The sequence below is a fragment of the Micromonospora sp. MGP-C2 genome (assembly GCF_057766525.1).
Genome location: NZ_JBYMEN010000002.1, coordinates 5,911,681 through 5,925,891, shown reverse-complemented (window position 1 = coordinate 5,925,891; position 14,211 = coordinate 5,911,681). Strand labels below are relative to the sequence as shown.

Genomic DNA, 14,211 nt, shown 5'->3' with positions numbered 1-14,211 from the left:
GGCCGCCCGGTACTCCGCAGCCTGGGCCGAGAGGCCCGGGCCGTGCGGGTCGGCTGAGCCCCTGGTCAGAGCGCGATCCGCGGCGGGAGCAGCAGCCCCACCTGCTCGACGTGCTGTGTCATCGGGAACAGGTCGAAGCCCCGCAGCGCCGCCAGCCGCCAACCGAGCTCGGTGAAGGTGCGTACGTCCCGGGCGAAGGCCGCCGGGTCACAGGCCACGTACGCGACCGCTCGCGGGCCGGCGGCGACGATGTCACGCACCACCTGGGCGCCCGCGCCGGAGCGCGGCGGGTCGAGCACCACCACGTCGACCGGGCCGGTGATCCGTCGGCGGGTCAGCGCGGTCTCCACCCGGGCGGCGACCACCTCGACCTGGGGCAGGTCGGCCAGGTTGGCCCGGGCCGCGTCCACCCCGTCCCGGCTCGACTCGACCAGGGTGATCCGGGCGTCGCCGACCCGTCCGGCGAGGGCCGCGGCGAACAGCCCAGCGCCGCCGTAGAGGTCCCATCCGGTCTCGCCCGGTTGTGGGTCCAGCAGGTCCAGCACCGCCGCGCAGAGGGTGTCCGCCGCGGCCGGGTGCACCTGCCAGAACGCGGACGCGGGCAGCGTCCAGTCCCGTCCGGCGGCCACCTCGCGGACCTCGGCCGGCCCGCTCACCAGGGTGGGCACCCCGTCGCGGATCTCCGTGACGGTCACGTCCCCGCCGGTGCTGGCGATCGTCTCGACCGCCTCGGCGGCCGGCCAGCGCTCGGTGAGCACCGGCAGCTGCTGGATGGCCGGGTGGGCGATCCGGCAGCGGTCGATCGGCACCACCTCGTGCGACCGGTGCTTGAGCAGACCGGCCCGGTCCGCGGCATCCACGGCGTACCGGACCCGGGAGCGCCAGCCGAGCAGCCCGCCGGGCAGCGCCTCGACCCGGATGCCGAGCTGGTCCAGCTCGGCGTCGGTCAGCCCGCCGAGGCGGACCAGCTGCTCGCGCACCACGGCGGTCTTCCAGGCCAGTTGCGCGTCCGGGGCGACGTGTTGCAGGTCGCAGCCGCCACACGCGCCCGGCCTGGCGTACGGGCAGGGCGGCTCGACCCGGTCCGGTGAGGGGTCCAGCACCGTCACCGCGTCGGCCCGGACGAACCCCCGGTGCACCTCGGTGACCTCGGCGATGACCCGTTCACCGGGCAGCGCGTGCCGGACGAAGACGACCTGCCCGTCCACCCGTGCCACGCAGTGCCCGCCGGGGGCGACCGCGTCGACGGTCAGCTCGACCCGTTCCGCCTCGGCCAGCCCACGCTCGGGTGCCGGTGGCACCGGGGTTGTCGCGGTTCGCTGTCCGCCCGACTCAGTCACGGCCGTTTCCTTCCGTTGCGCGGTCCGCCGGGCCGCCCTCACCAGGCGGCGGCGGAGAAACCACCGGCGGTGCGGAGACCAGCGGCGGCACGGTGCCGCGCGGCCCCCGCGCCGGTGTCCGGGACAGCGTGGCGTCCAGCCGGTCCAGGTTCTTGCTCGCTGTCGACGCGAGCTGCCACGGCACGCTGACCACCATCACCCCCGGTTCGAAGAGCAGCCGGCCCTTGAGGCGCAGGGCGCTCTGGTTGTGCAGCAGGTTCTCCCACCAGCGGCCGACCACGTACTCCGGGATGAAGACGGTGACCACGTCGCGGGGTGACTTGCGGCGGGTGGAGGCGACGAAGTCCAGAATCGGGCGGGTGATCTCCCGGTACGGCGAGTCGATCACGGTGAGCGGGATGGCCATCTCCCGCCGCTCCCAGTCGGCCTGCAGGTCCCGGGTGTCCTTCTCGTCCACGTTGACGGTCACGGCGGTCAGCGTGTCCGGCCGGGTGGCCCGGGCGTAGGCGATGGCCCGCAGCGTCGGCTGGTGGACTTTGCTGACCAGCACTATCGCGTGGTTGCGGGCGGGCAGCGTGGCCCGGCCCTCGTCCGGCGGGGTCAGCTCGACGGCGATCCGGTCGTAGTGCCGGCGGATGGCCAGCATCAGCACGTAGATCACCGCCATCGCGGCGATCGCGATCCAGGCGCCGAGCAGGAACTTCGTGACCAGGACGATCACCAGCACCGTGCCGGTCAGGCCCATGCCGAACGTGTTGATCGCCCGGGACCGGTACATCTTGCGGCGCGCCTCCGGGTCCCGCTCGGTCCGCAGGTGCCGGTTCCAGTGCCGGATCATGCCGGCCTGGGAGACGGTGAACGAGACGAAGACCCCGACGATGTAGAGCTGGATCAGCTTCGTCACCTCGGCCTGGAAGCCGACGATCAGCACGATCGCGAAGAGGGCGAGGAAGGTGATGCCGTTGGAGAACGCCAGCCGGTCGCCGCGGGTGTGGAACTGGCGGGGCAGGTAGCGGTCCTGCGCGAGGATCGAACCGAGCACCGGGAACCCGTTGAACGCGGTGTTCGCGGCCAGGAACAGGATCAGGGCGGTCACCCCGGCCAGCACGTAGAGCAGGATCGACCCGGACCCGAAGACCGTCTCACCGAGCTGGGTGGTGACGGTCTTCTGCACGTACCCCTCGGGGCCGGAGACGATCTGCAGGGCCGGGTCCTCGACGAACTGCAGGTGGGTCAGCCGGGCCAGCCAGATGATCCCGACCAGCATGCTCACCGAGATGGTGCCGAGCAGCAGCAGGGTGGTGGCCGCGTTGCGGCTCTTCGGCGCCTTGAACGCCGGCACACCGTTGGAGATCGCCTCCACGCCGGTGAGCGCGGCGGCGCCCGAGCTGAACGTCCTCAGCAGCAGGAAGATGAGCGCGAACCCGGTCACGCTGTGCTCGGCCTGGATCACCAGGTCGGCGCTCGGGGCACGGAGGTCGTCGCCCAGCACGAAGACCCGGAACAGCCCGGTGAGCAGCATCCCGAGCATCACGATCACGAAACCGTAGGTGGGGATGGCGAACGCCGTGCCCGACTCGCGCAGCCCGCGCAGGTTGACAGCGGTCAGCAGCACCACCGCGATCACCGCGATCAGGACCTTGTGGGTGGCCACGAACGGCACCACCGAGCCGAGGTTGGCCACCCCGGAGGAGACCGACACCGCCACCGTGAGCACGTAGTCGACCAGCAGCGCACTGGCCACCCCGACGCCGAACTTCGGGCCCAGGTTGACAGTGGCCACCTCGTAGTCGCCACCGCCGGACGGGTAGGCGTGCACGTTCTGCCGGTAGCTGGCCACCACGGTGAGCATCACGACGACCACTGCCAGCGCGATCCATGGAGAGAACAGGAACGCCGAGGCGCCGGCGATGGACAGGGTGAGCAGGATCTCGTCGGGCGCGTACGCGACGCTGGACAGCGCGTCGGACGCGAACACGGGCAGCGCGATGCGCTTCGGCAGGAGGGTGTGCTGGAGCCGGTCGGACCGGAACGGTCGACCGAGGAGGAGCCGCTTCAGCAGCGAGGTGGGACTGGCCACGAACGCCAAGGGTACGACCACCACGACGGGGGCGAGGGGGTGGGCGATCACGGCTGCTCACGACGACGGGGTACGGTCGGTCCCCGCTTCCCACCGGGACGTGGCAGGCTCGCACTCGGAGGCCACCGGAAGCGGGGGCGGTACGCACCTTGGGAGGGACAGCGTGCACGTCGTGATCATGGGATGTGGCCGGGTCGGGTCGACCCTCGCCCACAGCCTGGAGTCCCGAGGGCACTCGGTGGCGGTGATCGACCAGGACGCCGACGCCTTCCGCCGGCTCGGCCCCGACTTCGCCGGGATCACGGTGACCGGGGCCGGCTTCGACGGCGAGGTGCTCCGACAGGCCGGCATCGAGCGCGCGGACGCCTTCGCGGCGGTGTCGAGCGGCGACAACTCCAACATCATCTCGGCGCGGCTGGCCCGCGAGACGTTCGGCGTGTCCCGGGTCGCCGCCCGCATCTACGACCAGCGCCGGGCGCAGGTCTACGAGCGGCTGGGCATCCCCACCGTCGCGACAGTGCGCTGGACTGCCGACCGGATGCTGCGGCACCTGGTGCCGGAGGGCAACGTGGAGATCTTCCGCGACCCCACGAGCACCGTGTCGATCGTCGAGGTGCCGGTCCACAAGGACTGGATCGGCCGGTCGGTGCGCACCCTGGAGGAGGCGTCCGGCGCACGGATCGCCTACCTGATCCGCTTCGGCATCGGCACGCTGCCCACCGGCTCCACCGTCGTACAGGAGGGTGACCAGGTGTTCATGCTGGTCAGCGATGACATCGTGGCGACGGTCACGTCGGTGGCGGCGGCGCCGCCGGAAGGGGGGCACTGAGCCATGCGGGTCGCCATCGCGGGCGCGGGCAACGTGGGCCGCTCGATCGCCCAGGAGCTGATCGACAACGGCCACCAGGTGATGCTGATCGAACGCCAGCCCAAGATGCTGCGCCCGGACCGGGTGCCGGCGGCCGAGTGGGTGCTCGCCGACGCGTGCGAGGTGGCCAGCCTGGAGGAGGCCAACGTCGCCGGGTGTGACGTGGTGGTCGCGGCGACCGGCGACGACAAGACCAACCTGGTGCTGTCGCTGTTGGCCAAGACCGAGTTCGCGGTGCCGCGCGTGGTGGCCCGGGTCAACCGGGCCGAGAACGAGTGGCTGTTCACCGAGCAGTGGGGCGTCGACGTCGCGGTGAGCAAGCCGCGGGTGATGGCCGCTCTGGTCGAGGAGGCGGTCACCGTCGGCGACCTGGTCCGGCTGATGACCTTCCGCCAGGGTGAGGCGAACCTGGTCGAGATCACCCTGCCGCCGACCGCGCCCTACGTCGGTCAGCCGATCCACGCCGTGCCGCTGCCCCGCGACTCCGCGCTGGTGGCGATCCTGCGTGGCAAGCGGGTCCTGGTGCCCAGCCCGGACGACCCGATCGAGGCCGGCGACGAGCTGATCTTCGTCTGCACCGCCGAGGTGGAGGACCAGGTCCGCGCGGTGATCCTCGGGCCGGACAGCGTCGAGCGGACCCGCGGCTCACGCTGAGCCGACGGGCCGTTCGGTCAGGCGCCGGGCAGCGGGGTCGGCGACGACTCCCGGGTGACCCGGCGCACCGTCCAGACCGTGATCAGCAGCAGCAGCGCGTACGGCGGGTAGCCCAGCGCCAGCCGGGCCACGCCCAGCGCGGTGTCCTGATGGGCCAGGTAGAGCCCGGCCTGCACGCCCACCTTGGCCAACCAGACCACGCCCCAGAGCACGGTGAGCTGAGTGAAGGTGCGCACCAGCTTCGGGTCGGTGCGCCATTCCGAGCGGCCCTTGGCGACCAGCACCGACCAGATCCAGCCCACCAGCGGCTGCCGGATCGCCGCCGAGATCAGCAGGGCGACGCCGTACCCGATGCCGTAGAGGATGCCGGGAAGGTAGAAATCGCGCTCGTCGCCGGTGCGCCAGGCGATGGCCGCGCCGACGCCGACGCCGAACAGCCCGTTGATGGCATGCCGGATCGGCCGACGCTGGGCCAGCCGCAGCCCGGCGATCAGCAGCGCGACGGAGACCGAGGCGATCACCGCCGGTCGCAGCTCGCCGATGACGTTGGCGAGAACGAAGACCACGACCGGGATGCTCGACTCGACCAGCCCCCGCCAGCCGCCGAGCTGGTCGGCCATCTGCTCGGCGATCGTCGGCAGCGGCTCCTCCTCCGGAGGGCCGGTCTCCGGCTGCGCCGCCCGGTGCTGTCCCGTCGTCATCGCCGGCCTTCCGTCCGCAACGCCGTCACTTCGGCGAGTCCAGCTCGTAGTAGGGGTTGTAGATGACCTTGCGCTCGTCGCGCACCGCCACCCGGCCACGGGCGGTCAGGTGCCGGCCCGGCTCGATCCCGGCGATGTGCCGTCGACCCAACCAGACCAGGGTGACCACGTCGCTGCCGTCATACAGGTCGGCCTCCAGGGTGGGCAGGTTGGTGCGCGGCGTGTAGACCACCGTGCGCAGCCGACCGGCGACCGACACCAGCTGACCCCGGGAGCACTGCTGTGCCGGGATCCCGCCGCACTGGGCGCTCTCGCGCCGCAGCTCCTGCGCGTCTATCTCGGCCTCGCTGGCGGTGAACCGTTGCAGGATGCGCCGCAGCGACACCCGGCCCTCGTCGGTCGTCATGACCTCCGCGTCACCCTCTCCACGCTCGCCGTCCCCGGCCGGCACCGGCGGCGCCGGAACCGTGCCGCCAGCGTACGCCGACGGGGCTGGTTCCGGCGGGCCGGTGCGCGCGGGTCAGACCTGGCGCGGCTCGGCGTCGGCGGCGCCCGCCTCGGCGTCGGCCTGGTCGGCGATCTCGCGGGGCAGCCGCAGCGGCAGCGGCTCACGGACCGGCTTGGCCTCCTGGCCACGGTCGACCACCAGGCCGTCCAGGCACTCCACCAGCGGCCCGGCCACGGCCGGGTTGGTGGCCACCGGGCCCTGGAACACCCCGCGGACCATCCAGCGCGGCCCGTCGATGCCGACGAACCGCAGGTTCGTCGGGCCGTCCGGGGTGTTCACCTGGGCGTGCAGCTCCGGGCCGTACTCGCCCTCGACCTCCTGCGCGCTCGCGCCGTCGCGCAGCAGGGACTGCCGAATCTCCTCGCGCACCTCGCCCCAGATCCCCTCGGACCGGGGGGCGGCGAAGACGCCCAGCTGGAGTGCGTTGTCGCCATGCACCAGCACCACCTGCTGGACCACACCCTGCGGGTCGGCCTGCACCCGCACCTCGACGTCGGCGATCGCCGGGATGTGCAGGCTGCCCAGGTCGAGTCGCTGCACGTCGTCGTAGCTCTCGGAGATGTCGTACGGGCCGCGCTCCAACGTCGGCGCCGCATCGCCCTGGTCGGGGACCTGGGTGGCCCGCTCGTCACGGGTCTGCCGCTCGGCGTCGGCCCGCTTTCGGGAGAAGATCACTGCGCCTGCCCTCCGCTGTTCACACTCACCCTGCCACCTCTTCCGTCTGCCCGCGGCCCGGCTCGTCTGGCCGCCGCTCGACCCGGTCCTGGCCCGTCGGCGACGGCACCAGCCCGGCGTGCCCGCCGGTCGACCCGTGCCCGCCGACCCCACGCCGGGACGTGGGCAGCTCGACCACCGGCTCGAACCGCACCCGTGCGACCTGCTGGACCACGAGCTGCGCGATCCGGTCGCCGCGGGAGATCTTCGCCGGCACATCCCGATCATGGTTGATCAGGTTGACCAGGATCTCACCCCGGTAGCCGGCGTCGACCGTACCGGGCGCGTTGAGCACCGTCACGCCGAGCCTGGCCGCCAGACCGGAACGGGGATGGACCAGACCCACGTACCCCTCCGGCAGCGCGATGGCCACGCCGGTGGGCACCAGGGCACGGCCACCGGGCGGCAGTTCCACGTCCGCGGCCGCCACCAGGTCGGCCCCGGCGTCGCCGGGATGGGCGTACGTGGGCAGCGGCAGCTCGGAGTCGAGCAGCTGCACGGGCACGGGTACGACGTCGGTCACGGGTCCCCTCTTCCGTCCGGTTCTCGGGGTGACCCTGCCATCCTGCCGGTTCGCCGAGCCGCCGTGCGCCGTACCCTCGCAGGAGTGAGCATGTCGCCCTCTCCCTCCGCCGATCAGCCGCCGGTCGACGCCCGCCCGGCGTACGCCGAACGGTTGGATCTGCCCTGGTGGTTGTGGCTGGGCGGGCTGGTGGCCGCCGCGCTGCTGGCCGTCGAGATCTGGATGGGCGCCGCCGGCGTGCGCGCCTGGCTGCCGTTCGTCGTGCTGCTGCCCCTCACCGCGGCAGGGCTGTGGTGGCTCGGCCGGATCCGGATCGGGGTCGCCGACTCCGAGCTGCGGGTGGACGACGCCCGCCTGCCGGTCCGCTTCGTGGCCGACGTGGTGCCGCTGGACGCGGCCGGCCGCCGTGAGGTGCTCGGGGTCGGCGCGGACCCGCTCGCCTTCGTGGTGCAGCGGCCGTGGATCGGCGGCGCCGTGCAGGTGGTGCTCGACGACCCGGCCGATCCGACCCCGTTCTGGGTGGTGAGCACGCGGCACCCCGTCGAGCTGGCGGAGGCGGTGCTGGCCGCGCGGGACGCTCTGGCGCTCTCCCGACCCACCACGGGTGAGCAGGGCTGATCCGACGCCGCCGACCCGGTCAGGTGCCGGTCGGTGGGCCGGGCAGGGCTGCCGGTGGCGCGGGTCGGGCGATGCCCCGCCGGCGCAGGTCCACCTGAAGCTGCTCGGCCATCTGCTGGGTGGCCCGGCGGTTGAGGAAGCTGGCCACGGCCGCGCCGGTCAGGAACGGCCCGAGCGTGGTGAGGTTGCGACCGAAACGCCGCAGCAGCATGTCCCGCAGTTCCTTGCGGGCCGCGGTGCCGAGCACCGCGCCCACCCCCACGCCGGGCACCATCGGGTTGACCCCACGCTGGGTGGCCCAGGAGTGCACCAGGGCGACCGCCCGTTGGCTGCCGCCCTCCGGTAGCGCCACGCCGTGGACCTCGTGCAGCTCACCGACCAGTTTCAGTTCCACCGACACCACGGCGACGGTCTCGGCGGCGAGCAGCACCGGCGCGGAGAGCAGGGTAGGGGCGACCGTCCACTCGACGGCGGCGACTCCCCCGCCGGCCGCGCCGATCGCGGCGGTGGCCCGGGACGCGTTGCGGATGAGCCGGTCGGCCAGGGCGGCATCGTCCAGGCCGGGGAAATGCCGGCGCAGGGTGGCCAGGTCCCGCACCGGGATGTGCGGGGCGACCTCGGTGACGGTGTCGACCATCCAGCGCACGGCGGCACGGGGCTTGAACAGGTCGGAGATGCCCCGGGCGCGGGCCTGCCCGACCATCCGGGTCAGCAGTTGGCGGCGACGGGCCGGAGCGAGGTCGTCCGCGGTCAACGCCGCGACGGTGGCGCCGAGGTCGTCCGTGCCGCCGGTGGCACCGAGGCTGCCCGTGCCATCGTCGGTGGTGCCGCCTCGATCGCTCATCGGACCTCCCGGTGCTGTGGCTACCCGCTACGAGTCAAGCAGGTACCCACTACCGGCGCACGCCTACACCAGCAGCGGCGGCCCCGTTCAGGAGGCCGCCGCCGGTGTCGTGGTTGTCAGACGCACTCGCGGCAGATCAACTCGCCGTTACGCTCGACTGCCAGCTGGCTACGGTGATGTACCAGGAAGCAGCGGGCGCACCGGAACTCGTCCTGCTGCATCGGAAGCACCTTGACCGTGAGCTCCTCGTCGGCCAGATCGGCACCGGGCAGCTCGAAGCTCTCGGCCACCTCGGCCTCGTCGACGTCCACCGCGCCCGACTGTGAGTCGACGCGCCGTGCCTTGAGCTCTTCCAGGCTGTCCTCGCCGAGGTCGACCTCGTCGCGACGCGGGGCGTCGTAGTCGGTGGCCATCGGTTTCACTCTCCCATATCGATGTTGTCGCTTCCGGTTGTAACGCCGGACGACGCTGTTTCGGTTCCGCTGGCCGGCCACCACTTGTGTCGGGCACCCGACCCGAGGACCGAACGGGTCGAGCTCGCTGGGGCGACTCCCCTGCGAGCGCGGAACCTTACCCCCCCTTGGGCGAGGCATGTATACCGCCCTTGCGGCTGAGATGTACGCCCCCGCACGCGAAGTTGTTCCCAATGTGATTCAGGCGACACGAAGATAGGGGTAGTAGTACCCGGTTCGCGGTCGGCGCGCCGGCATGTCGGGCTGTTTCCACGCGACGGCCGGACAACCGTTAACCTCAGCGGCGTATTCGACGGCCGGCGGCCAGTCTGATCGTTGCCGGCTGCCGCCACCCACCTGAGGTCCCGGGAGTGCCCAGATGAGTTTTGCGCGAGTGCGAGCACTCGTCGTCGTCGGCCTGCTCGGGGTGCTGGCCCTGGCGTTCGTGGTCACCGCGATCATCCGGGACACCCAGGGGAAGGCGGGCACGGCCGCGGGCTGCCCGGAGGGTTGGCCGCTGGCCGACGTGACACTGCACGAGCCCAAGGACGTCAAGATCAACGTGTTCAACGCGACCGACGAGCCCGGCCGGGCCGGCACCGTCGCGGACGACTTCCGCAACCGCAAGTTCCAGGTCAAGAAGGTCGGCAACGACCCCAAGGGGATCGACGACGTGGCAGTGCTGCGCTACGGCCCGAAGGGCGTCGGCTCCGCGCACCTGCTGCAGGCGTACTTCCTCAACAACGCCGTGCCGGGCTACGACGAGAAGCGCACCGACGACGTCGTGGACGTGGTGCTGGGCAACGGCTTCCAGCAGCTCGCCACCACGACCGAGGTCAACCAGTCCCTCGGTGACATCGGCGCGCCACGGGCACCCAAGGGCTCCTGCCCGTCCCCCGTCGCCAAGTGACGGCCTGACCGCCCTGACGGCCGCTCAGGGCCCGCCGGCGGCATCCAGCTCGGCCAGCCGGTCATGCAGCGGCCCGAAGAGCGCGGGCGGGGCCGCGACCACCAGATCGGGCCCCGGCGGCCCACCGGCCAGGCCGGCGACACGCACGCCCGCCTCGGCGGCCACCAGCCCGCCGGCCGCCAGGTCCCAGGCCGCGAGGCCCTTCTCGAAGTACGCGTCGAGCCGACCCTCCGCGACCAGGCAGAGATCCAGCGCGGCGGCACCGAGCCGACGGATGTCCCGGACGTGTGCGATCAGCCCGGCCACCACCTGGGCCTGGTGCGTGCGGCGTCCAGCGTCGTAGCCGAAGCCGGTGCCGACCAGCGCCTGCCCCAGGTCAGTCTCGCCGGAGCAGCGCAACCGGACACCGTCGCGCCAGGCCCCGCCCCCGACTGTGGCCGTCCACTCCTCGCCGGTGTTCACGTTGCGCACCACGCCGGCGACCACCACCCCGTCCACCTCGGCGGCCAGCGACACCGCGCTGTACGGCAGCCCGTAGAGGTAGTTGACGGTGCCGTCGATCGGGTCGACGATCCAGCGCACCCCGCCCGGCGCGACCGGCCCGGTGTCCCGAATGCCGTATTCTTCGCCGAGCACCGCGTCGTCCGGCCGCAACTGTTTCAGCGCGTCGAGCACCTGCCGTTCGACCGCCCGGTCCGCCGCGGTGACAACGTCGGTGACAGTGCTCTTGGTCGCCGCCACCGAGACACCCTCGACCCGCATCCGGTACGCGGTGGCCGCCGCATCGCGCGCGACGCCCAGCGCGACCGCCAAAAGTTCCCGAGGTGACGGCGCCGAACGGTCCATCCCAACGTCCCCTTCCACGCGACCGGGGCGTTCCGCGCCCCGCGCGAGTATCATCCTTACAAAGTCCACATCAGCGCCGAATCGGCGGTCCCACCGCCGTTAAGCAGTGCGGCGCAGGAAGATCGCGGCAGACGGCGTTACAATTCACCCCTGCCCACGCGCCACGGACCGCCGACCACCGGCCGGTCCGGGACACGGGGGTCCCTCAACCACACTGCCCGGCCCGGTTGCCCCACGCTGTGCCGGACAACCCGGCCGTGCCCGCTCTTCGCCTCCGGAAGGTCATTCGTGACAGAACCCCGCCAGACCGGCGCCGACGTTCGCTCGCTCACCGACACCCTGATCGCCCACGCGCAGAGCGCCGGTGGTCAGCTCACGTCGGCCCAGCTCGCGCGCACCGTCGAGTCCGCCGAGGTGACTCCGGCCCAGGCCAAGAAGATTCTGCGGGCGCTCTCCGAGGCGGGAGTGACCGTGGTGGTGGACGGCTCGGCGAGCACCCGCCGCCGCGTCGCCGCGGCCCGTTCGACCACGCCGGCGTCCCGGGCCACCACTGCCAAGACCACCAAGAAGGCCGCGGCGCCCGCCCCGAAGCAGTCGCCCGCCTCCGACGACGCGCCGTCCGCGCCTGCCCCGCGCAAGGTGGCCGCCCGCAAGGCCACCCCCGCCGAGGGCGGTGCGACGCCGGCGAAGGCCACCAAGTCGACCCGGGCCACCAAGGCCACGGTCGCCGCCGCTGGCGCCAAGGCCGGCACCAAGGCCAAGGGCGAGGGCGCCGAGGGTGAGATCGACCCGGAGGAGCTGGCCGCCGCCATCGAGGACGTGGTGGTCGAGGAGCCGGCCGAGCTGGCCCAGGCCGCCGAGACCGACGCCGCCGCCTCGGCGACCGACAACGACTTCGAGTGGGACGACGAGGAGTCCGAGGCCCTCAAGCAGGCCCGGCGCGACGCCGAGCTGACCGCCTCCGCCGACTCGGTCCGCGCATACCTGAAGCAGATCGGCAAGGTTCCGCTGCTCAACGCCGAGCAGGAGGTGGAGCTGGCCAAGCGGATCGAGGCCGGGCTCTACGCCGCCGAGCGGCTGCGCGCGGCCGACGAGGGCGAGGAGAAGCTCGTCCGTGACATGGTCCGTGACCTGGGCTGGATCTCCCGCGACGGCGAGCGGGCCAAGAACCACCTCCTGGAGGCGAACCTCCGACTGGTGGTGTCGCTGGCCAAGAGGTACACGGGCCGTGGAATGGCGTTCCTCGACCTGATCCAGGAGGGCAACCTCGGCCTGATCCGCGCGGTGGAGAAGTTCGATTACACCAAGGGCTACAAGTTCTCCACGTACGCCACCTGGTGGATCCGGCAGGCGATCACCCGCGCGATGGCCGACCAGGCCCGCACCATCCGCATCCCGGTGCACATGGTCGAGGTCATCAACAAGCTTGGCCGCATACAGCGTGAGCTGCTCCAGGACCTGGGCCGCGAGCCCACTCCGGAGGAGCTGGCCAAGGAGATGGACATCACACCCGAGAAGGTGCTGGAGATCCAGCAGTACGCTCGGGAGCCCATCTCACTGGACCAGACCATCGGCGACGAGGGCGACAGCCAGCTCGGTGACTTCATCGAGGACTCCGAGGCCGTGGTCGCGGTTGACGCGGTTTCGTTCTCGCTCCTGCAGGACCAGCTCCAGCAGGTGTTGCAGACGCTCTCCGAGCGTGAGGCGGGTGTGGTACGCCTGCGCTTCGGCCTGACCGACGGTCAGCCGCGGACGCTGGACGAGATCGGCCAGGTCTACGGGGTGACCCGGGAGCGGATCCGGCAGATCGAGTCCAAGACGATGTCCAAACTGCGTCACCCGTCCCGGTCGCAGGTCCTCCGGGATTACCTGGACTGAGCGGGTTTCGTCAACCGAACGTGTCGTTTTGACCACCTGGTGTGCAACACCAGATGGTGATCGTCCGGATGCACGAATGTGATCGTTGACGTGGCACCCTGGGTGCACGGCACACTGTCCCTGCCAGGTGTGACCTCGGTCCCCCGCGGGCACACAGGGAAGGCAGTGCCTAGTAAGGGTGTTGCACCATAGGTGAGCAACGACCGAAGAGATTGTTCATCGGTGACGACCAGAGGAGGAAGGCGATGACCCCGACCCTCACGCCGCCGCCCGTGACGGCGGCTCCCCCAGCCGCCGATGAACGGTGCGACCGCTGCAATGCTGCCGGGAAGCTCCGGATCACCCTGACGGGTGGGAGTGAGCTGGTGTTCTGCGGGCACCATGCGAACAAGTACGCGGAGGATCTCGTGAAGATCACCGAGCGGTTCGCGACGGAGCCCGATTTCAGCTGGCGTGGCGCCGATCTGATGGCGAACTAAATCCGCAAACCGACATAGCCGGCCGGAGGCACCCCGAGGGTGTCTCCGGTCGGCTTTTCGCTACCCAAACCACCTCGGCCCGGCCATCGCCCTCGCCCGCACTTGCCCCGCCCGGTGCGCTTGCCCGCCCCGCGCTTGCCCCGCCCGTGCACTTGCCCCGCCCGTGCGCTTGCCCGCCCCGCGCTTGCCTCCGCCCGGTGCGCTTGCCCCCCGCGCTTGCCCCGCCCGTGCTCATGCGCTCGCCCGCCCATGCCGCGCGCTCGCCCCGCCCATGCCGCGCGCTCGCCCCACCCATGCCGCGCGCTCGCCCCACCCATGCCGCGCGCTCGCCCCACCTCCCGTTGCGCTTGCCCCGCCCGCGCGCTTGCCCGCGCCGGCCCCAGGGAACGCACGCCGCCGGAGTGCGGCCAAGATCCGCACTACTTCGGGGAAGTTGCTGCCTCCGGCGCCCGCGAGGCAGCAACTTCCCCGAAACTGTGCGGATCTTCGCGCTCCGCGCCCCGCGCCCCGCGCGCCCCGCGCCCCGCGCCCCGCGCCCCGCGCCCCGCGCCCCGCGCCCCGCGCCCCGCGCCCCGCGCCCCGCGCCCCGCGCCCCGCGCCCAAGATCGTGCTCGAACCAGGATGTAGTGGCCTCATCGACGCGCCGATGCCACTACATCCCGGTTACTGCGCGATCTTGAAGTAGGACGCTCCGCAGAGGGCCCGCGCGGGCGTCCCGGGCACGTAAACCTCGGTCTCACCCCAGGCAGCCCGTGATCCACTCGACTTCACGGAAGTCGCGCTTTCCGCCGCGCTC

At 72.0% G+C, this 14,211-nt stretch carries 15 protein-coding genes; 6 read left to right on the top strand and 9 right to left on the bottom strand.

The window, feature by feature from the left end:
* Nucleotides 1-65 precede the first annotated feature (65 nt).
* Nucleotides 66-1,301 carry a class I SAM-dependent RNA methyltransferase gene (locus tag AC3CF1_RS27275; RefSeq protein ID WP_355161932.1) on the bottom strand — a complete coding sequence of 412 codons (1,236 nt, stop codon included), beginning with the start codon at nucleotides 1,299-1,301 and terminating at the stop codon, nucleotides 66-68.
* Nucleotides 1,302-1,332: 31 nt separating this feature from the next.
* Nucleotides 1,333-3,420 (bottom strand): APC family permease, encoded by a 2,088-nt coding sequence (locus AC3CF1_RS27270; RefSeq protein ID WP_354983907.1) that lies wholly within the window; start codon nucleotides 3,418-3,420, stop codon nucleotides 1,333-1,335.
* A 163-nt stretch (nucleotides 3,421-3,583) separates the two neighbouring features.
* On the opposite strand from AC3CF1_RS27270, the gene AC3CF1_RS27265 reads away from it, so the two are divergent.
* The gene (locus AC3CF1_RS27265) at nucleotides 3,584-4,249 is read left to right on the top strand and encodes a potassium channel family protein (RefSeq protein WP_355161928.1); all 666 of its coding nucleotides are present in this window, start codon (nucleotides 3,584-3,586) and stop codon (nucleotides 4,247-4,249) included.
* Between the two features lie 3 nt (nucleotides 4,250-4,252).
* Entirely contained in the window at nucleotides 4,253-4,942 is a 690-nt protein-coding gene (locus AC3CF1_RS27260; RefSeq protein WP_099851425.1) for a potassium channel family protein, read from the top strand.
* A 17-nt stretch (nucleotides 4,943-4,959) separates the two neighbouring features.
* On the opposite strand, the gene AC3CF1_RS27255 is transcribed toward AC3CF1_RS27260, so the two are convergent.
* The 4 genes from AC3CF1_RS27255 to dut form a co-directional block, all read right to left on the bottom strand.
* The gene (locus AC3CF1_RS27255) at nucleotides 4,960-5,643 is read right to left on the bottom strand and encodes a DUF3159 domain-containing protein (protein ID WP_088946810.1); all 684 of its coding nucleotides are present in this window, start codon (nucleotides 5,641-5,643) and stop codon (nucleotides 4,960-4,962) included.
* Nucleotides 5,644-5,668: 25 nt separating this feature from the next.
* Nucleotides 5,669-6,049: an OB-fold nucleic acid binding domain-containing protein gene (locus tag AC3CF1_RS27250; protein WP_088951536.1), complete on the bottom strand. Its 381-nt coding sequence runs from the start codon at nucleotides 6,047-6,049 to the stop codon at nucleotides 5,669-5,671.
* Nucleotides 6,050-6,163: 114 nt separating this feature from the next.
* Nucleotides 6,164-6,826, bottom strand: coding sequence for a DUF3710 domain-containing protein (locus AC3CF1_RS27245; protein ID WP_354983908.1), 663 nt, complete (start codon nucleotides 6,824-6,826; stop codon nucleotides 6,164-6,166).
* A 25-nt stretch (nucleotides 6,827-6,851) separates the two neighbouring features.
* Nucleotides 6,852-7,388 (bottom strand): dUTP diphosphatase, encoded by a 537-nt coding sequence (dut, locus tag AC3CF1_RS27240; RefSeq protein WP_210792315.1) that lies wholly within the window; start codon nucleotides 7,386-7,388, stop codon nucleotides 6,852-6,854.
* Between the two features lie 90 nt (nucleotides 7,389-7,478).
* Between dut and AC3CF1_RS27235 the strand changes: the two genes are divergently transcribed.
* The gene (locus tag AC3CF1_RS27235; protein ID WP_354983909.1) at nucleotides 7,479-8,006 is read left to right on the top strand and encodes a DUF3093 domain-containing protein; all 528 of its coding nucleotides are present in this window, start codon (nucleotides 7,479-7,481) and stop codon (nucleotides 8,004-8,006) included.
* A gap of 19 nt (nucleotides 8,007-8,025) precedes the next feature.
* On the opposite strand, the gene AC3CF1_RS27230 is transcribed toward AC3CF1_RS27235, so the two are convergent.
* Together AC3CF1_RS27230 and AC3CF1_RS27225 are read right to left on the bottom strand one after the other, a co-directional pair.
* On the bottom strand, nucleotides 8,026-8,850 hold the full coding sequence (locus AC3CF1_RS27230; protein WP_099851418.1) for a hypothetical protein: 825 nt from the start codon (nucleotides 8,848-8,850) through the stop codon (nucleotides 8,026-8,028).
* Nucleotides 8,851-8,966: 116 nt separating this feature from the next.
* The gene (locus tag AC3CF1_RS27225; protein ID WP_007075406.1) at nucleotides 8,967-9,263 is read right to left on the bottom strand and encodes a DUF4193 domain-containing protein; all 297 of its coding nucleotides are present in this window, start codon (nucleotides 9,261-9,263) and stop codon (nucleotides 8,967-8,969) included.
* A 433-nt stretch (nucleotides 9,264-9,696) separates the two neighbouring features.
* Between AC3CF1_RS27225 and AC3CF1_RS27220 the strand changes: the two genes are divergently transcribed.
* On the top strand, nucleotides 9,697-10,212 hold the full coding sequence (locus tag AC3CF1_RS27220) for a LytR C-terminal domain-containing protein (protein WP_172862169.1): 516 nt from the start codon (nucleotides 9,697-9,699) through the stop codon (nucleotides 10,210-10,212).
* A gap of 24 nt (nucleotides 10,213-10,236) precedes the next feature.
* Here the strand turns inward: AC3CF1_RS27220 and AC3CF1_RS27215 are convergent, their stop codons facing one another.
* The gene (locus AC3CF1_RS27215; RefSeq protein ID WP_354983910.1) at nucleotides 10,237-11,058 is read right to left on the bottom strand and encodes an inositol monophosphatase family protein; all 822 of its coding nucleotides are present in this window, start codon (nucleotides 11,056-11,058) and stop codon (nucleotides 10,237-10,239) included.
* A 288-nt stretch (nucleotides 11,059-11,346) separates the two neighbouring features.
* On the opposite strand from AC3CF1_RS27215, the gene AC3CF1_RS27210 reads away from it, so the two are divergent.
* Nucleotides 11,347-12,936 (top strand): RNA polymerase sigma factor, encoded by a 1,590-nt coding sequence (locus AC3CF1_RS27210; protein WP_354983911.1) that lies wholly within the window; start codon nucleotides 11,347-11,349, stop codon nucleotides 12,934-12,936.
* 245 nt (nucleotides 12,937-13,181) lie between these two features.
* Nucleotides 13,182-13,415, top strand: coding sequence for a DUF7455 domain-containing protein (locus tag AC3CF1_RS27205; protein WP_030489368.1), 234 nt, complete (start codon nucleotides 13,182-13,184; stop codon nucleotides 13,413-13,415).
* Nucleotides 13,416-14,211 lie beyond the last annotated feature (796 nt).

What these genes read in the sequence shown, in the direction of transcription:
- AC3CF1_RS27225 (WP_007075406.1), bottom strand. Translation starts at nt 9,263, where the DNA reads ATGGCCACCGACTACGACGCCCCGCGTCGCGACGAGGTCGACCTCGGC.
- AC3CF1_RS27235 (WP_354983909.1), top strand. Translation starts at nt 7,479, where the DNA reads ATGTCGCCCTCTCCCTCCGCCGATCAGCCGCCGGTCGACGCCCGCCCG.
- AC3CF1_RS27250 (WP_088951536.1), bottom strand. Translation starts at nt 6,049, where the DNA reads ATGACGACCGACGAGGGCCGGGTGTCGCTGCGGCGCATCCTGCAACGG.
- AC3CF1_RS27260 (WP_099851425.1), top strand. Translation starts at nt 4,253, where the DNA reads ATGCGGGTCGCCATCGCGGGCGCGGGCAACGTGGGCCGCTCGATCGCC.
- AC3CF1_RS27230 (WP_099851418.1), bottom strand. Translation starts at nt 8,850, where the DNA reads ATGAGCGATCGAGGCGGCACCACCGACGATGGCACGGGCAGCCTCGGT.
- AC3CF1_RS27205 (WP_030489368.1), top strand. Translation starts at nt 13,182, where the DNA reads ATGACCCCGACCCTCACGCCGCCGCCCGTGACGGCGGCTCCCCCAGCC.
- AC3CF1_RS27215 (WP_354983910.1), bottom strand. Translation starts at nt 11,058, where the DNA reads ATGGACCGTTCGGCGCCGTCACCTCGGGAACTTTTGGCGGTCGCGCTG.
- AC3CF1_RS27255 (WP_088946810.1), bottom strand. Translation starts at nt 5,643, where the DNA reads ATGACGACGGGACAGCACCGGGCGGCGCAGCCGGAGACCGGCCCTCCG.